At 48.5% G+C, this 23,228-nt stretch carries 26 protein-coding genes; 23 read left to right on the forward strand and 3 right to left on the reverse strand.

Annotated features, from left to right (window positions below; translation table 11 throughout):
• The first annotated feature begins 10 nt into the window (after positions 1-10).
• The 21 genes from clpP to NHAL_RS21660 all read left to right on the forward strand — a co-directional run bounded on the left by clpP (position 11) and on the right by NHAL_RS21660 (position 18,517).
• Entirely contained in the window at positions 11-622 is a 612-nt protein-coding gene (gene clpP, locus NHAL_RS15075) for an ATP-dependent Clp endopeptidase proteolytic subunit ClpP (RefSeq protein WP_013034008.1), read from the forward strand.
• A gap of 90 nt (positions 623-712) precedes the next feature.
• On the forward strand, positions 713-1,987 hold the full coding sequence (clpX, locus tag NHAL_RS15080) for an ATP-dependent Clp protease ATP-binding subunit ClpX (protein WP_013034009.1): 1,275 nt from the start codon (positions 713-715) through the stop codon (positions 1,985-1,987).
• A 207-nt stretch (positions 1,988-2,194) separates the two neighbouring features.
• Positions 2,195-4,639 (forward strand): endopeptidase La, encoded by a 2,445-nt coding sequence (gene lon, locus NHAL_RS15090; RefSeq protein WP_013034010.1) that lies wholly within the window; start codon positions 2,195-2,197, stop codon positions 4,637-4,639.
• 27 nt (positions 4,640-4,666) lie between these two features.
• Positions 4,667-5,272: an SPOR domain-containing protein gene (locus NHAL_RS15095; protein ID WP_013034011.1), complete on the forward strand. Its 606-nt coding sequence runs from the start codon at positions 4,667-4,669 to the stop codon at positions 5,270-5,272.
• Positions 5,273-5,779, forward strand: coding sequence for a CvpA family protein (locus tag NHAL_RS15100; RefSeq protein ID WP_013034012.1), 507 nt, complete (start codon positions 5,273-5,275; stop codon positions 5,777-5,779). It begins immediately after the preceding gene.
• A 28-nt stretch (positions 5,780-5,807) separates the two neighbouring features.
• Positions 5,808-7,319 (forward strand): amidophosphoribosyltransferase, encoded by a 1,512-nt coding sequence (gene purF / locus NHAL_RS15105; protein WP_013034013.1) that lies wholly within the window; start codon positions 5,808-5,810, stop codon positions 7,317-7,319.
• Between the two features lie 51 nt (positions 7,320-7,370).
• Positions 7,371-7,922, forward strand: coding sequence for a YceD family protein (locus tag NHAL_RS15110; RefSeq protein ID WP_013034014.1), 552 nt, complete (start codon positions 7,371-7,373; stop codon positions 7,920-7,922).
• 47 nt (positions 7,923-7,969) lie between these two features.
• Positions 7,970-8,167, forward strand: coding sequence for a 50S ribosomal protein L32 (gene rpmF / locus NHAL_RS15115; RefSeq protein ID WP_013034015.1), 198 nt, complete (start codon positions 7,970-7,972; stop codon positions 8,165-8,167).
• Between the two features lie 13 nt (positions 8,168-8,180).
• Positions 8,181-9,203, forward strand: a complete 1,023-nt coding sequence (gene plsX / locus NHAL_RS15120) for a phosphate acyltransferase PlsX (protein ID WP_013034016.1) — start codon at positions 8,181-8,183, stop codon at positions 9,201-9,203.
• Positions 9,200-10,168, forward strand: coding sequence for a beta-ketoacyl-ACP synthase III (locus NHAL_RS15125; protein ID WP_013034017.1), 969 nt, complete (start codon positions 9,200-9,202; stop codon positions 10,166-10,168). Before plsX ends, NHAL_RS15125 begins: the two co-directional genes overlap by 4 nt.
• A gap of 7 nt (positions 10,169-10,175) precedes the next feature.
• Positions 10,176-11,117: an ACP S-malonyltransferase gene (gene fabD / locus NHAL_RS15130; RefSeq protein ID WP_013034018.1), complete on the forward strand. Its 942-nt coding sequence runs from the start codon at positions 10,176-10,178 to the stop codon at positions 11,115-11,117.
• A gap of 3 nt (positions 11,118-11,120) precedes the next feature.
• Positions 11,121-11,864 (forward strand): 3-oxoacyl-ACP reductase FabG, encoded by a 744-nt coding sequence (gene fabG / locus NHAL_RS15135; protein ID WP_013034019.1) that lies wholly within the window; start codon positions 11,121-11,123, stop codon positions 11,862-11,864.
• Positions 11,865-11,974: 110 nt separating this feature from the next.
• On the forward strand, positions 11,975-12,211 hold the full coding sequence (gene acpP / locus NHAL_RS15140; RefSeq protein WP_013034020.1) for an acyl carrier protein: 237 nt from the start codon (positions 11,975-11,977) through the stop codon (positions 12,209-12,211).
• Between the two features lie 94 nt (positions 12,212-12,305).
• A complete protein-coding gene (gene fabF, locus NHAL_RS15145; protein WP_041355049.1) occupies positions 12,306-13,550 on the forward strand; it encodes a beta-ketoacyl-ACP synthase II in 1,245 nt (414 codons plus the stop codon).
• A 33-nt stretch (positions 13,551-13,583) separates the two neighbouring features.
• A complete protein-coding gene (gene pabC / locus NHAL_RS15150; protein ID WP_013034022.1) occupies positions 13,584-14,405 on the forward strand; it encodes an aminodeoxychorismate lyase in 822 nt (273 codons plus the stop codon).
• A gap of 24 nt (positions 14,406-14,429) precedes the next feature.
• Positions 14,430-15,440 carry an endolytic transglycosylase MltG gene (gene mltG / locus NHAL_RS15155; RefSeq protein WP_013034023.1) on the forward strand — a complete coding sequence of 337 codons (1,011 nt, stop codon included), beginning with the start codon at positions 14,430-14,432 and terminating at the stop codon, positions 15,438-15,440.
• 6 nt (positions 15,441-15,446) lie between these two features.
• Positions 15,447-16,088, forward strand: a complete 642-nt coding sequence (gene tmk / locus NHAL_RS15160) for a dTMP kinase (RefSeq protein ID WP_013034024.1) — start codon at positions 15,447-15,449, stop codon at positions 16,086-16,088.
• Positions 16,081-17,094 carry a DNA polymerase III subunit delta' gene (locus NHAL_RS15165; protein ID WP_083761412.1) on the forward strand — a complete coding sequence of 338 codons (1,014 nt, stop codon included), beginning with the start codon at positions 16,081-16,083 and terminating at the stop codon, positions 17,092-17,094. The genes tmk and NHAL_RS15165 overlap by 8 nt, the downstream gene beginning before the upstream one ends.
• A complete protein-coding gene (locus NHAL_RS15170; protein ID WP_013034026.1) occupies positions 17,081-17,449 on the forward strand; it encodes a PilZ domain-containing protein in 369 nt (122 codons plus the stop codon). The genes NHAL_RS15165 and NHAL_RS15170 overlap by 14 nt, the downstream gene beginning before the upstream one ends.
• Positions 17,450-17,541: 92 nt before the next feature.
• Positions 17,542-18,324: a TatD family hydrolase gene (locus NHAL_RS15175; RefSeq protein WP_013034027.1), complete on the forward strand. Its 783-nt coding sequence runs from the start codon at positions 17,542-17,544 to the stop codon at positions 18,322-18,324.
• A 22-nt stretch (positions 18,325-18,346) separates the two neighbouring features.
• Complete coding sequence (locus NHAL_RS21660) at positions 18,347-18,517, forward strand: hypothetical protein (RefSeq protein ID WP_013034028.1); 171 nt, start codon at positions 18,347-18,349, stop codon at positions 18,515-18,517.
• A gap of 1 nt (position 18,518) precedes the next feature.
• On the opposite strand, the gene NHAL_RS15180 is transcribed toward NHAL_RS21660, so the two are convergent.
• The 3 genes from NHAL_RS15180 to NHAL_RS15190 form a co-directional block, all read right to left on the reverse strand.
• A complete protein-coding gene (locus NHAL_RS15180; RefSeq protein WP_013034029.1) occupies positions 18,519-19,667 on the reverse strand; it encodes an aminotransferase class V-fold PLP-dependent enzyme in 1,149 nt (382 codons plus the stop codon).
• Between the two features lie 25 nt (positions 19,668-19,692).
• Entirely contained in the window at positions 19,693-20,109 is a 417-nt protein-coding gene (locus tag NHAL_RS15185; RefSeq protein WP_013034030.1) for a DUF29 domain-containing protein, read from the reverse strand.
• Between the two features lie 69 nt (positions 20,110-20,178).
• The gene (locus NHAL_RS15190; RefSeq protein WP_013034031.1) at positions 20,179-21,060 is read right to left on the reverse strand and encodes a DNA replication terminus site-binding protein; all 882 of its coding nucleotides are present in this window, start codon (positions 21,058-21,060) and stop codon (positions 20,179-20,181) included.
• 163 nt (positions 21,061-21,223) lie between these two features.
• Between NHAL_RS15190 and NHAL_RS15195 the strand changes: the two genes are divergently transcribed.
• The gene (locus NHAL_RS15195) at positions 21,224-21,745 is read left to right on the forward strand and encodes a gamma-glutamylcyclotransferase family protein (RefSeq protein WP_013034032.1); all 522 of its coding nucleotides are present in this window, start codon (positions 21,224-21,226) and stop codon (positions 21,743-21,745) included.
• Positions 21,742-23,148, forward strand: a complete 1,407-nt coding sequence (gene fumC, locus NHAL_RS15200) for a class II fumarate hydratase (RefSeq protein WP_013034033.1) — start codon at positions 21,742-21,744, stop codon at positions 23,146-23,148. The genes NHAL_RS15195 and fumC overlap by 4 nt, the downstream gene beginning before the upstream one ends.
• Positions 23,149-23,228 lie beyond the last annotated feature (80 nt).

Here is a 23,228-nt window from a genome sequence, read left to right on the forward strand (position 1 = left end):
TAGAAAATGCATGGCTGATAGCCTCAATACTTTGGTTCCGATGGTCGTGGAGCAAACGGCCCGTGGAGAGCGCGCTTACGATATCTACTCCCGCCTGCTGAAGGAACGAGTGGTGTTCTTGGTGGGACCTGTAGAAGATCATATGGCGAATTTGGTCGTGGCCCAATTGCTTTTTTTGGAATCTGAGAACCCGGATAAGGATATTCATCTATACATTAATTCTCCAGGGGGTTCAGTTACGGCTGGGCTATCCGTTTATGATACCATGCAATTTATTAAGCCAGATATAAGTACCCTTTGTATTGGGCAAGCGGCAAGCATGGGAGCGGTGTTGTTGGCAGGAGGAACCCAGGGTAAACGCCACTGCTTGCCCCATTCACGGCTTCTTATTCATCAGCCCTTGGGCGGGTTTCAGGGGCAAGCTGCTGATATTGATATCCATGCTCGGGAGATTATGTTGGTTCGAGAGCGTTTAAATCATATTCTGGCCAAACATACGGGGCAACCTATTGAAAAAATTCAACGGGATACCGATCGTGATTATTTCATGAGTGCAAATGAATCGGTGGCCTATGGATTGGTTGACTCAGTGCTTCAGCAGCGTGGCGAGACATCTCTCTAGGAAGTCTGGATATTGGGGAACCACAGAACTTAGCTAGAACTCTAATGGATCAGGTTAAGGCCACTTGTTTACCTGTAGGAAAGAGAAGTCATGAGTAACGACAAACCCCGCAGAGGCGACGACGATAGACTGCTTTATTGCTCTTTTTGTGGAAAGAGCCAGCATGAAGTGCGGAAACTAATAGCAGGTCCCTCTGTTTTCATCTGCGATGAGTGTGTCGAACTTTGTAACGATATCATTCGTGAGGAAATGCAGGACAGGCTTTCCTCGGGTAAGAGTAGCCATCTTCCCACACCCCACGAAATTAGGGACATCCTGAACCAATATGTGATCGGTCAAAATCGTGCTAAAAAGGTGCTGTCGGTGGCCGTTTACAACCACTACAAGCGCCTTCAGTTGGGTAAGAAAAATGATGACGTTGAGTTGTCGAAGAGTAATATCCTGTTAATTGGTCCTACGGGAAGTGGTAAAACGCTGCTTGCCGAGACTTTAGCACGTTTATTGGATGTTCCATTTACTATTGCCGATGCCACCACCCTCACGGAAGCGGGTTATGTGGGCGAAGATGTAGAGAATATTATCCAGAAATTGTTACAAAAATGTGATTATGATGTTGAAAAGGCCCAAACCGGCATCGTTTATATCGATGAAATAGATAAGATTTCCCGTAAATCCGATAATCCTTCTATTACTCGTGACGTCTCTGGCGAAGGAGTACAGCAGGCTTTGCTGAAGCTGATCGAAGGAACCATCGCCTCTGTGCCACCCCAAGGAGGACGAAAGCACCCCCAGCAAGAATTCTTACAGGTCAATACGGCAAACATCCTCTTTATTTGTGGTGGTGCCTTTGCTGGCCTTGAGAAGATTATCCGAGACCGCTCTAAAAAGGGGGGAATCGGCTTTTCTGCCGAGGTCAAGAGTGTGGAAGATAAGCGGAGCATGGGGGAAATCTTGCAAGCTGTTGAACCGGAGGATCTTATCAAGTATGGGCTGATCCCTGAGTTTGTAGGTCGGATGCCGGTCGTTGCTACCCTCGATGAATTGGATGAAGCCGCGCTTATCCGTATTCTCACTGAGCCGAAGAACGCCCTGACCAAGCAGTTTGCCCGGTTGTTTGAAATGGAGAACAGCAAGGTTGAGTTCCGCGAGGATGCTCTACGGGCAGTTGCAGCTAAGGCCATGGAACGTAAAACCGGTGCGCGAGGACTACGTTCGATCCTTGAAAATGTTTTGCTGGATACGATGTATGATCTCCCCTCAATGGATCATGTGAGTAAGGTGGTGATTGACGAGAGCGTTGTAAAAGGGGAGGCAGAGCCGTTGCTCATTTATGAAAATCAGGAAACTAAGGCAGCATCCGATTAAAAAAGCATCGATAAGTTTTGAGGTTATTCTGTGGTGCCCTCGTTACGCCACTTGATTTTGGGTTTGGCACCCCCCATATAAAGAAACGGGGCCCTTCCTGCTTTGGCAATTCCCCATCGGCTGAGGTCTGCCTTTTGAAATTGTATTCTGACAATCAGCCGAAATCTAATTTCTAGCCTATTTTCCAATATATTGAGGTTTTCCAGCATGGAGAAAGACAGCACGAAAACCGATGTAGAGGTAGATGAGACCAAAGGGTTTTCTACACCGGTGTTACCATTGCGTGATGTCGTTGTTTATCCCTATATGGTGATTCCCCTCTTTGTTGGCCGGGAAAAATCCATTAGAGCACTTGAATCAGCTATTGAAACTAACCAACAGATATTGTTGGTCGCTCAGAAGAATCCTGCTCAGGACGATCCTCAGCCTGAAGATATTTACGGTATCGGGACCCTGGCGAATATCCTGCAATTGCTCAAACTTCCTGACGGAACGGTTAAGGTGCTTGTGGAAGGTAGCGAGCGCGCTCGAATTCGCCAATACACGAGCAGGGAAGATTACTTTTGCGCACAACTATTTCATTACAAAAATATTGGAGAGGATGATCGGGAAACAGAAGTCCTGAGCCGTTCTCTTCTCAACCAATTTGAGCAATACGTTAAACTCAATAAAAAAGTTCCTCCAGAAATTCTGTCTTCACTCTCGAGTATTGATGATTCGGGTCGTTTAGCAGATACCATTGCCGCCCATATGGCGCTTAAGATAGAGGAAAAGCAGGCTATTCTAGAAATTAATAATGTCCGGGAACGTCTGGAACATTTATTAGGGCTTCTAGAATCTGAAATCGATATCCTGCAAGTAGAAAAACGCATTCGTGGGCGCGTTAAGCGGCAGATGGAAAAAAGCCAGCGTGAGTATTACCTCAACGAACAAATGAAAGCTATCCAAAAGGAATTGGGTGAACTTGAAGATGTTCCCAACGAAATCGAGGAGCTCACCAATAAGATTGAAAATGCCGGTATGCCAAAGGAAGTTAAAGCCAAGGCAGTGGCCGAGCTGAATAAGCTGCAGATGATGTCGCCCATGTCGGCGGAAGCGACTGTAGTGCGCAATTATATCGATTGGCTGATTAGCGTGCCTTGGAAAAAACGGAATCGGGTTCGTTTGGATCTAGCCAAAGCGGAAACAGTGCTCGAGACCGATCACCACGGTTTAGAAAAAGTCAAGGAACGGATTCTTGAATATCTTGCTGTGCAGCAACGAGTTAAGCAATCTAAGGGCCCTATACTCTGCTTGGTAGGTCCTCCAGGGGTGGGAAAAACCTCTATTGCGCGTTCCATTGCCCGAGCAACCAACCGTAAATTTGTCCGCATGTCTTTGGGAGGAGTCCGGGACGAAGCGGAGATCCGGGGACATCGCCGGACCTATATTGGCTCAATGCCAGGCAAAATTATTCAGAATTTAGCAAAGAACGGTACTCGTAACCCTCTATTCTTGCTGGATGAAGTCGATAAGATGGCCATGGATTTTCGCGGCGACCCCGCATCGGCCCTATTAGAAGTCTTGGATCCAGAGCAAAATCACGCATTTAATGATCATTATCTAGAGGTAGACTATGACCTCTCCGAGGTCATGTTCGTGACTACTGCAAATACCTTAAATATTCCAGGGCCTCTACTTGACCGGATGGAAGTCATCCGAATCTCTGGTTACACAGAGGATGAAAAGGTCAACATTGCAACCCGCTATCTTATTCCAAAATCAATCAAAGCTAATGGCCTCAGGGAAGGTGAGCTTGCCATCTCTGATGCTGCTGTGAGAGATATTATCCGTTACTATACTCGCGAGGCTGGGGTCCGTAACTTGGAGAGAGAAATTTCCAAGATTTGCCGGAAAGTAGTCAAGCGAGTTCAACTGAAGCCAACGACCAAGAAAGTAACGGTTAATACTCGTAATCTGGACTCTTTCTTGGGGGTTAGGCAATATCGTTTTGGCCGGGCTGAGGAGCAGGATCGGGTAGGTCAGGTAACGGGGTTGGCCTGGACAGAAGTGGGAGGAGACTTGCTGACGATAGAGTCTGCGGTGATGCCTGGTAAAGGGAAAGCAACTTACACAGGCCAGTTGGGCGATGTCATGCAGGAATCAATTCAGGCGGCAACTACGGTAGTGCGTCACCGGGCTGAGCGATTGGGTGTTGATCCCGATTTTTATCAAAATTATGACATTCATATCCACGTGCCGGAAGGTGCCATTCCTAAGGATGGTCCGAGCGCTGGAAGCGGCATGTGCACAGCGTTGGTTTCTGCTCTAACCAATATTCCTGTACGTGCCAATGTGGCCATGACAGGGGAAATCACCTTACGGGGGGAAGTCTTGCCTATTGGTGGAGTGAAGGAAAAGCTGCTCGCAGCCTTGCGCGGTGGGATTGAAATCGTATTAATTCCGGAAGAAAATTGCAAGGATTTGGCTGAAATTCCTAAAAACATCACTCAAAACCTCGATATTCGCCCTGTTAAGTGGATCGAAGATGTGCTTGCGGTTGCTCTACAGCATATGCCGGAGGCCAAAAAGAGTAGTGATGACTCAATTCTGGACGAGGAAAAGAAAACGATAAGGCGCCGAGGGAAATCAGCCTCGGTAAGAACCCATTAAAATTAAAGTCTTGACAGTGTATTTACCGTGCTGGAGCAAAATCTAAAGCAACGGTTGGTTGGCGCGATGGTGTTGATAGGAATGGGGATCATTGTGATCCCTTTTCTGTTGGGGGAACCGTCCGAGATTGCCCTTGAACCTGAGCGCCAAGAGTCTGTGGGGGGGAAGGGGGATTCGTTATCTCAGATAGAGCTTCCATCAAACAAACGTGAAGATCCTGCGTTTGTTTCTGCGGTTAAGTTGTTGCCAGAAGAAGATAAGCGGGAATCGTCAAATCTTGAGGGACTCGACCAGGAGAGAAAGCTTTCTACGCCGCTGCCGGCTAGGGGGACCCCTTTGAGTTCCTTAACAGAATCACCCAATTCTGCCCCGCCTAGATCCCCGGAGGTTGTAAGGGGCTGGTTTATCCAAATAGGCAGTTTTACCCATCAGAAAAATGCGCTACGAATGCGCAATGATGCGGTTTCTTCTGGCTATAGGGCGTTTATAAAAACAGTAAAAAATGGGGCAAAGGCGGTTTATAAAGTTCGGGTAGGCCCGGAGAAGGATAAAGTGCGCGCTAAAAAACTTAAGGAAGAATTAGAACGGCAGCTGCAGATTAAGGCTTTTATTATCTCACCCTCCAAGGGTTGAATGGGGAATAAGGTCTTGATCTGGGTAGATTATTTAATTATTGGAATCGTTTTTATCTCGGGAGTTATCAGTTTGGCCAGAGGTTTTGTCAGGGAAACTTTATCCCTGGCTGCTTGGGTATTGGCTTTTTGGGTGGCTTTAGGTTTCTCACCCCAGGTTGCTGAGCAGCTAACTGAGCTGATTTCTGTTCCACCTTCACTGCGGTTAGTCATCGCCTTTTTTCTGCTCTTGCTGTTAACTTTGTTGCTTGCGGGGATAGTCAACTATCTCATTGTCAAATTAGTGCAAACAACGGGCTTAACGGGTACAGATCGAATGCTTGGCGTTATCTTTGGTATTACCCGAGGGGTAGCCATTGTGACGGTGCTGGTTCTCTTGGCTGGAATGACTCCAATACCCCAGGACCCATGGTGGCGGGATTCCCAATTGCTTAATTATTTTCAGGGACTAGCCCTTTGGGCACGGAGCTTCATGCCCCCTGATATCGCCGGACATATTCAATTTTAAATAACCCATTATGAGGGGATAGGAAAAAATGTGCGGTATCATCGGCATTGTGGGTAATGGGGAGGTTAATCAAACCCTGTATGATGGTCTCACGGTATTGCAGCATCGAGGGCAAGATGCGGCGGGTATCGTGACCTATGATAAAGGGCGGTTATATCTGCGTAAGGATAATGGCCTGGTTAAGGATGTTTTCCAGACCCGCCATATGTTGATGCTTAAGGGGAGCATGGGGATGGGCCACGTTCGTTACCCCACCGCAGGTTGTTCCTCCTCGGCTGAAGCCCAACCCTTTTATGTGAATTCCCCCTATGGCATTACTTTTGCCCACAACGGCAACCTTACTAACACTGAGGAACTAAAACAGGCCCTTTTCCAGGCAGATAGGCGGCATATTAATACCAACTCTGATTCAGAAGTATTACTTAATGTGCTTGCCCATGAGTTGCAGCAATTAAACAAAATGCGCATCATGCCGAGCGACCTGTTTACTGCAGTCAGCCAAGTGCACCAGCGTTGTCGGGGGGCATATGCGGTGGTGGCGATGATTGCGGGCTACGGTATCCTGGCTTTTCGGGATCCCTATGGGATTCGCCCTCTGGTTTTTGGCAAGCGTGAAGGATCGGGTAAAGCTGAATATATCGTGGCCTCTGAAAGCGTTGCTATTGACGCCCTGGGGTATAAATTAGTCCGCGATGTAGCGCCGGGGGAAGCCATTTTCATTGATATGAATGGTAAATTTCATGCCTGGCAGTGCGCCGATAATTCAATGTATTCCCCGTGTATTTTTGAATATGTTTATCTTGCCCGACCTGATTCGATGATCGATGATGTTTCGGTACATAAATCCCGCATGCGAATGGGAGAAAAACTTGCGCAGAAAATATTGCGAGAGCGTCCGGATCACGATATTGATGTGGTTATCCCCATCCCTGATACCAGTCGCAGTGCGGCTTTGCAGCTAGCCTATGCTTTGGGAGTTGTGTATCGAGAAGGATTCATCAAGAATCGCTACATTGGTCGGACCTTCATCATGCCTGGTCAGAAACAGAGAAAAAAGTCGGTCCGCCAGAAACTCAATCCCATTGATTTGGAATTTAAAGGCAAAAACGTGTTGCTCGTAGATGACTCCATCGTACGGGGGACCACCTCCCAACAGATCATCCAGATGGCGCGAGAGGCAGGTGCTCGCAAGGTGTATTTTGCTTCAGCTTCCCCTCCTGTACGCTATCCTAATGTCTATGGTATTGATATGCCCGCAGCGAGCGAATTAGTCGCCCATGGCCGTACTGAGCAAGAAGTTGCCAATATTCTAGGTGCCGATTGGCTAATCTATCAGGATTTACTAGACCTTATCGAAGCAGTTCGTAAGCGCAATCCTGCGCTTACTTGCTTTGACACTTCTTGTTTTACCGGCAATTATATTACTGGTGATGTCAATACTGAGTATTTAAAGCAGCTGGAAAACAATCGCTCGGATAGTGCTAAGTGGGTTCAGGAAGAACGTGACATGAATATCATTGAGCTTTATAACACGGCATAGTAATATTTTGACAGCATTGACGCCGCTCGCTAAAATTCTCCGTTTTGTTATATGGTGAAAAGCTTACCGGATCGTATATTGCCTTGGCAATTGGCCCGATCTGGTCGAACGCTTCAAGGGCAAGTACCCCTTGCCCAAATGCCGCAACTAGGACAGGAAATTCTTAATAGGCAAAGCGTTGCTGAAGTTGAGCTTGCATTTGACTGTGATGAGGGAGGTTGCTGCTTTGCCCAAGGGCGCATCAGGGCGGACCTACAGTTGGTTTGTCAACGCTGTTTGCAACCAGTAGAAATTGAGCTTGATACCCAAACAAAATTGGGATTAATGGTGGCTGAGTCGGAAATCCACCGTTGGCCTGATGAATATGAACCATGGATTGTAGAACCGGAAGAGACCGCATCCCTATGGAGCCTGGTGGAAGAGGAATTGCTTCTAGCTCTCCCCATCGTAGCCAGGCATCCTCTCGGTGAATGTCCTCAGGGTGAAGTCCCCCAATGGGTGGTAGATCAAGATAAAAAAGAAGAGCAAGGAACATCTCAGCAGGGGTCAAGCCCTTTTGCAGTCCTTAAAAATTTCAAAATTAAAGATAAGCGCGATCCATAAAATAGAGACGATGTGCGTCCACCCGTTTAAATTTAAGGAGCATTACCATGGCTGTTCAGCAAAACAAGAAAACCCCTTCTAAGCGGGGTATGCGCCGCGCCCATGATGGGCTGCGGAAACCTACTCTTTCTGTGGACGCCTCCTCTGGAGAAACCCACCGCCGGCATCATATTACGCCAGACGGTTATTACCGGGGTAAAAAGGTGCTGGTCAGTAAGGACGAGGCCGAAGCCGAAGAAGAATAAAGGCGCTCCAGCATTGACTGTAACAATTGCGTTAGATGCCATGGGGGGTGATCATGGCCCCCAGGTGGTGGTTCCTGCCGCACTCAAGGTCCTCTCTGAAATGGAGGACGTTAGATTGATTTTGACCGGGGACCAAGATCTGCTATGTAGCTTGGTAGCAGCACACCATGGGGAAATAGGGGCGCGTTTAATTATCCAACATGCCTCGCAAAAAGTTGAAATGGATGAGGCACCCTCTCAAGCTTTACGGGCTAAAAAAGATTCTTCCATGCGGGTTGCTATTAACCTAGTTAAGAACGGGAAGGCCGATGCCTGTGTCAGCGCTGGTAATACTGGTGCCTTAATGGCTATTGCCCGTTTTGTACTCAAGACTCTCCCTGGGATTGACCGACCTGCTATCGTTTCTGCTCTGCCGACAATCCAGGGGCATTGCTACATGTTAGACTTGGGTGCTAACGTGAATTCCAGTGCTGAAAATCTATATCAGTTTGCATTGATGGGTTCGGTATTGGCCAATGCCATTGATAATGTTCCGGAACCGTCGATCGGGCTATTAAATATTGGCACTGAAGTCATTAAAGGTAATGAACAAATCAAACAGGCAAGCCGTATGCTCGCTCAGAGTCATTTGAACTATGTGGGATTTGTCGAGGGGGATGATGTCTACGAAGGCCGTGTTGATGTGGTTGTCTGTGACGGTTTTGTAGGAAATGTGGCATTAAAATCCAGCGAAGGGGTCGCACGAATGGTCCGCCATTACCTGCGGGAGTCCTTCCAACGCAACTTTTTTACCCGCCTTGTGAGTCTCCTTGTTCGACCAGTACTGAAGACTTTTCGAGAGCGAATGGATCCCCGTCGCTACAATGGAGCTAATTTGCTAGGGCTTAATGGGGTGGTCATAAAAAGCCATGGTGGGGCAGATATGACAGCTTTTGCCCACGCCATCCGCATTGCTGTAATTGAGGCCCGTAAGGACGTGCCGAAACACATCAGTGCCCATATAGAGCCGTGGTTGTTAGAAGGGCAAGCAGTTTGAGTTATGCTCGTATCATAGGAACCGGTGGGTTTCTTCCTGAAAGAATCCTCACTAACGCCGATTTAGAGCGGATGGTGGAGACCTCTGATCAGTGGATTACTGAACGGACGGGAATCAAAAGGCGGCATGTGGTCGATCCTGGGCAAACCGCTTGCGATCTTGCTGAATTAGCCACTCGGCGGGCCATTGAAGCGGCGGGTATCTCACCCCAGGAGATTGATCTTATCGTGGTGGCTACCACCACTCCTGACCGGGTCTTCCCTAGCACTGCCTGTTTGCTCCAACAACGATTGGATATCCATGGCTGTGCTGCTTTTGATATCCAGGCCGTTTGTACAGGTTTTGTCTATGCCTTAGGTGTGGCTGAGAAATTTATTCGTACCGGTAGCGCTCGAACTGCCTTGGTCGTGGGAACTGAGACCTTATCTCGCATCGTCGACTGGACTGATCGCACTACTTGTGTGCTTTTTGGCGATGGTGCAGGAGCGGTCGTGCTTCAAGCCAGCCCAGAACCTGGAATACTTTCAACCCACCTTCATGCGGATGGTAGTTACCAACAACTCCTGACTGTACCGGCTGGTATTTCTGAAGCCTATGAGCTGCTGAAGCAAGGAGAGGCTTTTATTCAGATGCAAGGAAATGAGGTTTTCAAGATGGCGGTCCGAACTTTGGAGCGCATTGTTGAGGAAACGCTAGCAGCCAATAGTATGGATCAGCAGGAAATTGATTGGCTTATTCCTCACCAGGCTAATATCCGAATTATTGCCGCTACTGCTAAAAAGCTCAATCTTCCCATGGAACGGGTTGTCGTTACTGTTGATGCCCATGGTAATACCTCTGCGGCCTCTGTTCCTCTAGCCCTTGATATCGCGGTCCGTGATGGGCGTATTAAGCGGGGAGACACGCTTCTCCTTGAAGCCTTTGGCGGTGGCTTCACCTGGGGCTCCGCTTTGCTAATGTATTGAAATAAAGATGAATAAATTAGCGTTTGTGTTTCCGGGACAGGGTTCTCAAGCCCTGGGGATGTTAGCTGACCTGGCCGAATCCCAACCTCAAGTCCGAGAGACCTTTACCCAAGCCTCTGCCATTCTTGGATATGATCTGTGGCAGTTGGTGCAGGCAGGACCTGAAGAGGACTTGAACCGCACTGACTACACTCAGCCTGCCATGTTGGCGGCGGGGGTGGCTGTTTGGCGGGTTTGGCGCGCCGCAGGAGGACAGTGCCCAGCTTTTATGGCGGGACACAGTTTAGGAGAGTATACGGCATGGGTGTGTGCCGGAGCCATTGAGTTTGAAGCAGCGGTAGGGTTGGTTGCCGATCGAGGGCGTTATATGCTGGAGGCCGTACCGCAAAAGGAAGGAGCAATGGCTGCTATTCTTGGCCTTTCTGATGAAGCGGTCAAAAATATTTGCAAACAAACTGCCCAGGGTCTGGTCATAGAAGCTGTTAATTTTAATGCCCCGGGCCAAGTGGTGATCGCAGGGCACGCTGAGGCGGTTAACCGAGCAGTAGAAGAGGCCCGGGAAGTTGGAGCAAAGCGGGCTGTGACTCTTTCGGTGAGTGTTCCTTCCCATTGTCGACTTATGGAGCCGGCGGCAGAGCGGCTTCGCCAACGCCTCTCAGACTTTGCTATTAAAACACCGTCTATTCCCGTAGTGAATAATGTAGATGTGGCTGTTAACCAAACTCCAGAGGCTATCGGTGATGCTCTAACTCGCCAGTTGGATCATCCCGTACGTTGGGTGGAAACGATAGCTTGGCTAAAGTCCCAGGGGGTAAGCACGTTGGTTGAATGTGGGCCCGGTAAGGTGTTGACGGGGTTAATCAAGCGAATTGATAAGAGTATGGCAGCATTGCCAGTTCACGACCCGGCCAGCCTTGAGAAAGCACTGAAAATAGTTGGAGAAGCATAATCAATGAAATTGGAAGGCAAAGTTGCTTTAGTGACAGGAGCAAGTCGAGGTATCGGCCGGGCTATTGCCGAGGCACTTGCTCTCCAAGGAGCGACAGTTGCTGGAACGGCCACATCAAAAGCAGGTGCAGATGGGATTACTGCTTTTCTTGCAGACCAGGGGTGGTCAGGTGTCGGTGTGGTCTTAGATGTTTCCGAGCCCACCTCAATTGATTCAGCCCTAGCTGCAATAGTAGAGCAGCTAGGTGCCCCTGCTATTTTGGTAAATAATGCCGGCATTACCCGCGATAATTTACTAATGCGCATGAAGGATGAGGAATGGGAGGCCATCCTGAATACCAACTTGACTTCTGTTTACCGCCTTTCGAAGGGGTGTATTCGAGGTATGGTGAAAGCCCGTTGGGGACGTATTATTAATATCACCTCGGTAACGGGGGTGATGGGAAATGCCGGGCAAACCAATTATGCCGCCGCAAAAGCGGGCATGATAGGATTTACCAAAGCTCTTGCGCGAGAGGTGGGAGCGCGTGGAATTACCGTTAATACTGTGGCGCCAGGCTTTATCGATACGGACATGACACGTGCTTTGGACAACTCTCAGCGAGAGGGATTACTGGCGCAAATTCCGCTGAACCGGTTAGGCAATGCCCAAGAGGTTGCGGCTGCAGTGGCTTTTCTTGCAAGCCCAGAGGCGGGCTATATTACGGGGGAAACCTTGCATGTCAATGGCGGACTCTATATGACTTAGTTGTGTTTGTGATACTTGAGATCACATTATCTTGTCGCTTTAGGGGGTTACCGATAAACTAGCACCCGCAGTTAAGTCTGCGAGACTGTCTTTTGGAGGAATAAATTGTTATGAGTGACATAGAAACCCGAGTTAAGGAAATCGTGGTTGAACAGCTGGGAGTGAATTCCGATGAAGTGGCTAATGAGTCATCTTTTGTAGATGATCTTGGTGCTGATTCACTAGATACTGTAGAGCTTGTAATGGCGCTGGAAGAAGCGTTTGAGTGTGAAATTCCCGATGAAGAAGCGGAGAAAATTTCCACTGTTCAAGAAGCGATTGACTACATCAAAGAACGTCAAGGGTAAACATACTACTCATTAATCCGTAGTAAGAGGCCAGGCCGTATCATGGAAACACCGTAATGCGGCCGCGTTTCTTTATTTAAAAGGGGGTAATTTGTTGTCTGACAGGCGGGTTGTCGTTACCGGTCTCGGTACTGTTTGTCCAATGGGGTTGAGTGTTGAAGAATCTTGGACCAACATCTTGGCGGGTAAAAGTGGTATTGGACCCATTACCCATTTTGATGTTTCAAGTTTTTCTGTCCGTTTTGGGGGTGCGGTAAAGGGATTTGATGTGAGCCATTATCTTCCCCTTAAAGATGCCCGTAAAATGGACCCCTTTATTCACTACGGTATTGCGGCATCTAAACAGGCCATTGAAGATGCGGGGTTAGAAATCAATGAAGCCAATGCCATCCAAGTAGGGGTTGCCATTGGTTCAGGGATTGGTGGCTTGCACGGGATTGAGTTGGGACATGGAGCGTATCTCCAAGGGGGGCCACGAAAGATTTCTCCCTTTTTCGTGCCGAGCAATATCATTAACATGATTGCCGGGAATTTATCTATCCTTTATGGGATGAAGGGCCCTAATATCGCTATTGTGACTGCCTGTACTACGGGAACCCACAATATCGGTGAGGCGATGCGTATCATCCAGCGTGGTGAGGCGGAAGTTATGATTGCCGGTGGTGCTGAAATGGCCACTTCTCCTACCGGACTGGGTGGTTTTGCCTCTGCCCGTGCCTTGTCCACCCGCAATGAAGATCCAGAAATTGCCAGCCGTCCTTGGGATAAAGACCGGGATGGTTTTGTCCTCAGTGATGGGGCGGGAGTTGTCGTCCTGGAAGAGTTAGAACATGCTAAGCGACGAGGGGCTCAAATCTACGCTGAGGTAGTGGGCTTTGGGATGAGCGCTGATGCCTATCATATGACTCAGCCACCGAAAGATGGAGAGGGCGCTGCCCGGTGCATGGCGAATGCGTTGAAGGATGCTCATCTCAATGGGGAAGAAGTGGATTATATCAATGCTCATGGCACTTCAACGCCTGCTGGTGATCGGGCCGAAACTTTAGCGGTTAAAGCTGTTTTAGGAGATTATGCCGAAAAGGTTGCGGTGAGCTCTACCAAGTCAATGACGGGGCATTTGCTAGGTGCTGCCGGAGGGCTTGAGGCCATATTCTCGGTGTTGGCTATCCGTGATCAAGTTGCCCCTCCCACCATTAATATCTTTAATCTCGATCCGGAATGTGAAGGGCTAGATTATGTGCCGAATACCGCTCGAGAGATGAAGATTGAAACGGTTATCTCTAACTCTTTTGGCTTTGGTGGCACCAATGGATCTTTGGTCTTCCGCCAGTTAAAGTAAACTTCTCGTTTGTGGAGGTCTGCTTTATCTCCAATGATCCTTATCAATGGCCGGGTGACCTCTGAGATTGAGGTTGCTGATCGAGGCCTGCACTATGGCGATGGGTTATTTGAGACTATTGCTGTCTGTAAGGAACGTGCTGTACTTTATGCCGCCCATTTAAGGCGGTTAGAGGAAGGTTGCCGCCGTTTGGCAATAGCGGTACCTAAGCGGGAAGTCCTTGATAAGGAGGTAGCTAATCTCTGCCAGGGGATCTCCCAGGGGGTGCTGAAAATTATCGTGACTCGGGGAAGCGGAGGTCGCGGCTATCGGCCACCCCCCCAACCTCAACCAACCCGCATTCTTTCCATGCATCCCTGGCCAGATTATCCGGCGGTTTCTAGTGAGTACGGGATAACTCTTCGAATTTGCCGGACTCCTTTAGGCCACAATCCCTACTTAGCGGGAATCAAGCATCTTAATCGGTTAGAACAGGTATTAGCCCGAAGCGAGTGGGATGATCCAATGATCCCTGAAGGGGTGATGCTAGACTCTCAAGGGTACGTTATCGGGGGAACCATGAGCAACCTCTTCATTGTCCGAGAGGGTAATCTGCAAACGCCTGATTTAATTAGCTGTGGGGTAGCCGGAGTTATGCGGGGGTTTATCTTGGAACAGGCCCTCCCATTGGATTTAAAAGTGACGGAATATTCATTGACACTGGCGGATCTCAAAAGCGCAGAAGAGGTTTTCGTCTGTAATAGCTTAATGGGACTATGGCCCGTACGCCGTTTTGAGGAAACCCAATATCCGTTAGGGCCAGTGACCCAGCGCTTGCGGCAACGAATTCATAGCCAACTTTCCTGGGGTTGTTAAAAGAATAGGCAAGCCAGCGATATCATGCGCAAATCTTTTCTCTTTTCATTGGTCTTTTTAGGTTTTAGCATGGGATTGTTGGTGCTGTGGGTAAAGTTTGAATATGACCGTTTTTACCATACTCCACTTAAAGTAGGCCAGGAAGGTTTGCACCTGGTAGTTCCGAGCGGTGCTACAGTGCGCTCTGTGGCTACTGAACTCCACCAAAGGGAAGCCCTAGAGTACCCACTCTACTTGGTATTATTAGCCCGCTGGCAGGGGGTGGCTCGAGATATTAAGGCCGGTGAATATGATGTTCAACCGGCAACGACACCGCCGCAATTTCTGCGCCAAATCGTGGCAGGTAAGGTCAAGCAATACAGCTTGACCTTGGTGGAAGGATGGACTTTTTCGCAAGTGATGAAGGCGGTCCAAAATAGCCCTCATCTTCGGCAAACTTTGGGAGAAATACCCGTCTCTGAGATTATGAAGCGTCTCGGTTATCCTCAAGAACATCCCGAAGGGAGGTTTTTCCCTGATACTTATTTCTTTCCTCGAGGCACCACTGATGTGGACTTTTTACAGCGAGCATACCAGCTCATGGCAGAACATCTGGCGCGGGAATGGGGGGATAGAACCCCTGGACTTCCTTATCAGAACTCCTATGAAGCCTTGATTTTGGCCTCTATCGTGGAACGGGAAACGGCATTACCTGAAGAACTGTCTTTGGTTGCTGGAGTATTCACCCGGCGTTTGCAAAAGGGAATGCGTCTACAAACCGATCCAACGGTTATTTACGGTCTAGGGGAGCGGTTTGATGGGGACTTGCGGCGTCGAGATTTAAGGGAAGACACGCCTTATAATACTTATACCCGTTCGGGGCTTCCTCCTACGCCTATTTGTATGCCTAGTCTCGGAGCCCTAAAAGCGGCATTGCGTCCTGCCGGGGGAGAAGCCTTATACTTTGTTGCCCGGGGGGATGGTAGCCATTATTTCTCCGCGACCTTTGAAGAGCATAGGGCGGCAGTGCAAACTTATCAGCTGGATAGAAATTAAGCGCCTATGGGCAGAGGTTGTTTTATCTCGGTTGAAGGCATCGAGGGAGCAGGAAAAAGCACCCAGTTGAAATTTATTCAACAATTACTTGAGAGCGCTGGTAAAGCCGTTACCGTTACCCGTGAACCCGGTGGCACTCCCCTAGGAGAGCAGATCCGAACGTTATTATTGACGCCAAGGTTGGAGGGGATGTCCGCCGAAACAGAACTCCTACTAATGTTTGCGGCCCGTGTTGAGCATGTGCGACAAGTGATTTCTCCCGCTCTAGCGAGGGGAAGATGGGTGCTTTGTGATCGCTTTACAGGTGCCAGCTACGCTTACCAAGGTGGGGGACGGGGGTTGCCTCTAGCCCGCATTGAAGCACTTGAACATTGGGCGCTAAATCATTTGCGTCCCGATCTGACCCTTTTGCTTGATGTCCCGGTTGGGGTGGGGTTACAGCGGGCGGCAAGTCGTCGCCAACAGCCGGATCGTTTTGAACAAGAGCAGGCTGGTTTTTTTGAATGTGTCCGTAAGGCCTATCTTTCTTTAGCTAAGGAGCGGGTGGATGAGTTTCGCTTGATTGATGCCTCCATGCCTTTACCAGAAGTACAAGAGGCTATTCAACAGGTCATTATGGCATTTATAGAGGCCAATCAGGGTGCCTGAACTTTATCCGTGGCAGCGATTTCATTGGAATAGCCTGATGGCCTCCCAGGCTAGAAAACGCATGCCCCATGCCCTCTTGCTGGCAGGGCCCGTGGGAATGGGGAAACGTGATTTTGCAGCCAACTTAGTTCAAGCCTTGTCCTGTGAAGACCCCCAAGAGGGGGGACAAGGCTGTGGCTTCTGCTCTGGGTGTCGCCTGCAACGTGCTGGCAGCCATCCTGACAATATGAATCTATTTCCCCAGGAAGGAAGACAAACGATTTCGGTGGATCAGATCCGACAAGTCCAAACCCACTTAGCACTCAAGGCGCGGCAATCAAACGTTAAGACGGTCACAATCTTACCCGCTGAGGCAATGACCTTGAATGCTGCCAACAGCCTGCTTAAAGTCTTGGAAGAGCCTCCTGGCAAGACTGTTCTGATCCTCGTTACTGCTATAGTTTCACGACTTCCCATGACTATCCGCAGCCGCTGTCAGCGGTTGTTGTTTTCACCCCCCCATCAGGAAGAGGCGCAATTATGGCTGCGGCAGCGACTACCTTCCTCTAGAGAGCGGGAACTGAAGATCTTGCTAACTCTGGTAGGGGGGGCTCCCTTGCGAGCTTTGCAATACGCCGAACAGGATTTTTTATCGCTCCGCAAGCATTTTATTAAAAATCTTTTTTTCCTGGCCCAAGATAAGGCGGATCCTCTTGAAATAGCCCAGAATCATCTTAAGAACGATTTAGGAGAACCGCTATATTGGATGTCTACGTTGGTGGGAGACATCCTCCGTCTCAAAAGCGGAACCTCTGGAAAATTTCTAGTGAACCACGATATTGCCGATTCACTCCAGTTACTTGCTGAAAGGACAGATTTCAAAATGCTGTTTGCGTTGTTAGAGAAAATCGATCGCGATCTGTGGCTGTGGAAAGGGCAGATCAGTGTCAACCCCCAGCTCCTCCTAGAAGGGTTATTGATCCAATGGTTTTGGTGTTTTAGCGAGGTTAATCATGAGTATACCTAACCGGCCAGGCTCTCCACCTCCTCGGCAAGGAATATTATCCTTGACTATCAAAGATACCAACGCCCTCTATCATGCTTATATTCCCTTCACTAAAAATGGGGGCTTATTCATCCCAACGAGTAGAAATTATCGTATTGGGGACGAAGTTTTCATGCTTCTTACTTTAATGGAAGAAACCGAAAAGATCCCTGTTGCCGGTAAGGTGGTTTGGATTACCCCTCGGGGAGCTCAGGGTAATCGGGCTGCTGGAATTGGCGTTCAATTTAATGATATTAATGGAGGTGCGGCTCGTGCCAAAATTGAAGATTATCTGGCCGGGATGCTCAAGTCTGAAAAACCGACTCATACTATGTAAGTGGGCTTAGTTAGTCATTATCATTTTAAAAGTGATAAAATGGCTGTTGAAAGTTAAATGATTCTCTGCCAAATAACCAGTGATAAAGCTCTATGTTGGTTGATTCCCATTGCCATCTGAATTTGCTCGATTTGTCCCCCTTTGGTGGTTCGGTCCACCCTGTAGTGGCAGAAGCCCGGGAAGCTGGGGTGAATCACATGCTCTGTGTCTCGGTGGACCTAGAAACTTTTCCTGATATTCGTGGGTTGGCGCAGGAATACCCTGAAGTATCCGCCTCCGTTGGGGTACACCCCAATACGTGGGGAGGCACTGAACCCACTGTAGAGCAGTTAGTAGAGTTGGCAACTACTCCAGAGGTCGTTGCGATTGGGGAGACGGGTCTGGATTATTTTCGTAGCGAAGGGGATTTGGAATGGCAGCGTGAACGGTTGCGAGTCCACATTGCGGCGGCAAAGGGGTGTGGAAAACCGCTTATTATCCATACCCGACAAGCAAAAAAAGATACCTTGCGTATTCTGCAAGAAGAGGATGCCGGTGAAGCGGGGGGGGTATTTCACTGTTTTACCGAAGATTGGGAAATGGCAAAGGAGGGGCTAGACCTAGGGTTCTATATTTCTTTTTCCGGAATTGTTACCTTCCGCAGTGCTAGTGCTTTGCAAAAAGTGGCGTCCCAAGTTCCGGCTGATCGTTTGTTAATAGAAACCGATTCTCCTTATCTAGCGCCAGTACCCCACCGGGGAAAACCCAACCAACCGGCTTATGTCCGTTATGTAGCTCAATGCATTGCCGAGCTGCGAAAAACCTCGGTGGCGGATATTGAAGATCTAACGGCAGAGAACTTCTTTTCTTTGTTCTCTAGAGCGGAACCTGTCTGAGAATTGATCAGAGGAGAAAGTGATGGAAAAGCAGGATAAACAGTTAATATACATCGTTGGAGTGATAGCTCTATTTATTATTTTAATGGTTATAGTGGGTATCACCCAAATGGGAGGTGGAGGAGAAAAAGAGGTTCAATTGATTGATCCCCAGTTACTTCAAGAGGAAATTGAGCGAGCAAAAGACAATTAGATTAGATATCACGCTCTGGAAATTCAGAGACTAGCTCCAAAGCTTGCTTAAGCCCCTCCTTGGGGGTGTAGAAATGGGGGGAGAAACGGATGCCGCCCCCCCGGTGGGCGCAGACCACGCCTTGTTCCATCAAATAGCGGTGGAGGGCGGCGGGGTCTGCGCCCTGGCGTTTGAAAGTGACAATACCGGAACGTCTCTCCAGGGAAGCAGGGGATAATAATTGGAGTTCGGGTTCTTTCTGGATCTGCTCGATGAGATAGGTTGAATTCGCAAGCACAGCCTGTTCCACATGGGCTATTCCTACCTTATCGAGTAACAAGCTCAAACTTCCCTTAAGTGCGATAATCCCTATCGTATTGAGACTACCACATTCAAATCGTCGCGCAGAACGGGCGATGCTCCAGTCCTTGCGGTTGTAATCTCCCATAGCTTCCACCATATGCCACCCAAATTGATGGAGTTTTAGCTTTTCTCGTGCTTCAGGTCGGCTATAGAATATTCCCATACCTTCTGGCCCCAGCATCCATTTATGACCATCAGCAACCACGAAATCGGCTTGGTTGGCTTGGCAGTCAAAACTTAGTGCCCCTAAGCTTTGAATAGCGTCAACACAAAATAAGAGACCTCGCTGCCGACAAAACCGGCCTAGCTTCTCCAAATCCATCTTCAATCCGGAAGCGTATTGAACGGAACTGATAGTTAATAATTGGGTACGTTCATCTACTTGAGCTAGCAAGGAGTCCTCAGGGGTCAGTTCCGCGTTCAGATTGGCCTCGCGTAATTCTACATCTCGTTCAGCTAGCGCTTGCCAAGGGATGCGATTAGAAGGAAATTCTTGATCGCTAGTTACAATGTTGTCACCAGGCTGCCATTCCAAGCCGCTAGCAATGATAGATAAGCCTTCTGAAGTGTTTTTAATCAGTGCAATATCGTCTATTGAAGGGGCGTTAATCAAATGGCAAGCCAATTCTCGCAGTTGCTTTTCCGTTTCTACCCAACGGGAGTAATACCGAGCTCCTGTCGTGGCATTTTCTTCAGCAAAACGCTTGACGGCCTCCGCGCTCTGTTGAGGCCAAGGTGCAACGGCGGCGTGATTAAGATAAATAAGCCCTTTTTGTTGAGGGAATTGGTCTGCGTAATTTTTCTTCATTATTTATAATTTAACATAATATATATTATGCGAACTCCAGAAAGTTCTCAATCAATCCGGAAAATATTCCGCCTCGAGAATCTGTTTCCAGGTCCAGCCAGTTTGCTCGAAGGTGGCAAGTTTCCTCGCCAAATTCAAAAATCCGTGGACGTAAACTAGGATTGTCCTTCAATACACCTTTCACGGCTACCCGCTGCTCTTTGATAGTTAATTGCCAGCTCTTACCCCGCCGTTGTGGCTGATACTGCCATTTAAGTAGATGCCCTAGCAGCACGGTCAATCGGTTTTTGAGTTCTCGCCGTTCACCGCCTGCCATATCCTCCAGTTCCTCAGCCACTTGTTCTAACTCCTGCGGGGTTAATAAACCGGCTCTAGCCCGTTGGGCGGCATTCAATGCCCAAGCGTGAAAATCTTGTTCAGGGGAAAGCTCCTGGTGTGTCATCTCTGCTCTCCTTAATCTCAAGAATCTCAAGTTATCACTTACCCCAGATGCCAAAACATATCTCCATGGCTATGAAGAAGATATATAACGGTGGCCCCGAATGGTTAATAAGAACGGGGTCGTCTCAATGGTGGCATCGTTGCGTCGTAGTCGCAACCCTGTTGGTGGTGGTTCCTCTGGAAGAGGCCGAAGGCGAGGAAGATTATCATAACGAGATGCTGGATAAAAAATGGGTAGAACCGCCCGCTTTTGTGCCCGCCGTGTTATTCCCTCCTCTGTGGACCAGGCAATATTAGCTCGAGGGTGAATATGGGGAGGATTGACAATGGCTAGACGTTCGTTAGGATCACATTGGCCTAAACGACGCAGGTCTTCTTCAATTAGGAGGGAATTACCTTGAGCTTTTTCAAGGCGCGCTTCTAAACGGTGCCGCGCCTCTGTGATATCGATGCTCTCAATTTTTGGTAAGCGACTCCAAACGAAACTTACTGATTCTGGTATTTGTTCTAGGATAACAAGCTTTCGTGTTGCCTGTCGGCGATGTAAACGGGCATGTCCCAAAGATGCTAGAGCAATTTTAATTAAAGGTCGCAATACAGAAATACCTGTTTCTTGATCTTGTTCTTCGATTTTAATGCCATCCATGTTTTTTAAAGCTTGCTGCAAGGCGACTTTAGTTTCATTAACATGGTGAACGGTTTTTAGGGTGGTAGCAGAAACCCCTACTAGAGCGGGGCATATGCGTGTGGAAACCGGATCCTGTCCATCCTGATAATCAATTGCAGTGACTATTTGACGGAGTTGTATACGGGACTTATTGGGGTCTTTTTCGTGCCATACCCATAGGGGATAGCCCTCTTCTTCCCTTAAGGATTGATCAAGTATCCTTAGATGGCTTTCTAAGCGATTCATTGCAGTAGCAAGGACAGCGCGAAGTTGACTGTGTATCATAAAGGCGTATTTCTAATTTAAGATGTATCTACTGGGGATTCCGATCCTATCATGCAAGAGATATAATAGAACAGTAATTATGTTTGATTTATCTTAATAACCTCCTCAATTTATTTGCGTTATTATATAAATCGCTATCTCAGTTCTTCTAGGAGGCAGGAGAATGTCAGCATGGTATTTCGCCTATGGCGCCAATATGCTTACTGATGTTCTGGTGCGGCGTCGAGGTATTATTCCCCTTTCCAGCGAACAAGCTCGTCTTGATGGATATCAACTCGTCTTTAACCAACCTGGATTACCCTATATCGAACCTTGTTTCGCCAGCATTCAACCTACACGAACAGATTGCGTATATGGCGTTCTCCATCATTTAACGGCTCATACTGCCACCCAAATAGATCGGTTCGAAGGTCGAGGCTATCAGCGTCTTATGATTAAAGTTGAAGGTGCAAAAAGTGGTTGGATAAGTGCCTGGGCCTACCAAAGTTCCCGTCCCATAGAAGGCCGTCGCCCCTCACGACGCTACCGTGACTTGTTGATTGCCGGTGCCCAGGAGTTTAATCTCCCCCAAGAATACATCGCTTACCTAAAGCAAATCCCGTATAGTGATTTTCCTCTTATTTCCAGACTCTTACCGCCCCTTATAGAAGTGATTGAACGGACCAAGCGAAGGAGTACTTCATGAGCACAACCCAACAAAACAAACGCATTGAAACCGACAGTATGGGTGAAATCGAGGTACCCGCCGATCGGTATTGGGGCGCCCAAACCCAGCGCTCGTTGATTTATTTTTCCATTGGTCAGGATTTTATCCCCCAGGAAGTGATAGAAGCTTTTGGACTCATCAAAAAGGCAGCTGCCTTAACCAATGCAGAACTAGGTAAGCTATCAAAGGAGAAAGCCCACCTTATTGCCCAAGCGGCAACAGAAATTGTGGATGGTAAGTTCGAAGGCCATTTCCCATTGCGGGTTTGGATGACGGGGAGCGGGACTCAAGCAAATATGAACGTCAATGAGGTCATCGCCAACCGGGCTATTGAGCTTGCCGGAGGGGTCAGGGGCAGCAAAGAGCCTATCCATCCCAATGATCATGTCAATTTGTCTCAATCTTCTAACGACACTTTCCCCACCGCGATGCATATTGCCTCAGCCAAAGCTATCCAAGCCCGGCTGCTTCCCCAAGTGCGAAGGCTGCGCGATGCCCTCTATCAAAAAGCAGAGGAATTTGAAGGGATTGTTAAAATTGGGCGCACTCACTTGCAAGATGCCGTCCCTTTAACCCTGGGGCAAGAATTTTCTGGCTACGTGGCCCAACTAGATGATGATCTCAAACGGATTGAAATGGCCTTACCTGGGCTCTATGAGTTAGCCATCGGCGGGACCGCTGTGGGTACCGGCTTAAATGCTCCCCCTCAATTTTCTGAACGGGTCAGTGCCTACCTTAGTAAATTTACCGGCCTTCCCTTTGTTCCCGCAAGCAATAAATTTGCCGCCTTAGCCGCCCATGATGGGATGGTAATGGCCAGCGGAACCCTGCGGGTATTAGCTTGCTCCCTAATGAAAATCGCCAATGATATTCGCTGGTTAAGTTCCGGACCCCGCTGCGGATTGGGCGAACTCCTATTACCGGCCAATGAACCCGGCTCTTCCATCATGCCTGGAAAAGTCAACCCCACCCAGTGCGAAGCGATGACCATGATAGCGGCACAAGTCATGGGTAATGATACCGCCATTGGGATTGCCGGCTCCCAAGGTAACTTTGAACTTAACGTTTTCAAGCCCATGCTGGTCTTCAACCTACTCCACTCCATCACGCTTCTAACAGACGGTTGCCACAATTTCACCCGCTTTTTGGTAGAAGGGCTCAAAGCAAACCGAGCCCAGATTGCACGCTATGTAAACCAATCCCTCATGTTAGTGACCGCATTGACCCCCGAGATTGGTTATGACCAAGCGGCAAAAGTCGCCCACTACGCCCTCGAAAAAGAAGTTTCCCTTAAACAAGCCTGTTTAGACCTCAAGGTATTGTCAGCCGAAAAGTTTGACGCCATTGTGCAACCGGCTAAGCTTGCCCATCCTTTTGAGTAACCCCTCCCTGGGAGGTTGGGGGGGATACGCGCCCTATGCGGGTGCCTCCCCCTCAAAGCCATTTCCAAGTGCCCTCTAAA

Origin of the sequence: Nitrosococcus halophilus Nc 4, from assembly GCF_000024725.1 — a bacterium.
Taxonomy (GTDB): Bacteria; Pseudomonadota; Gammaproteobacteria; order Nitrosococcales; family Nitrosococcaceae; genus Nitrosococcus; species Nitrosococcus halophilus.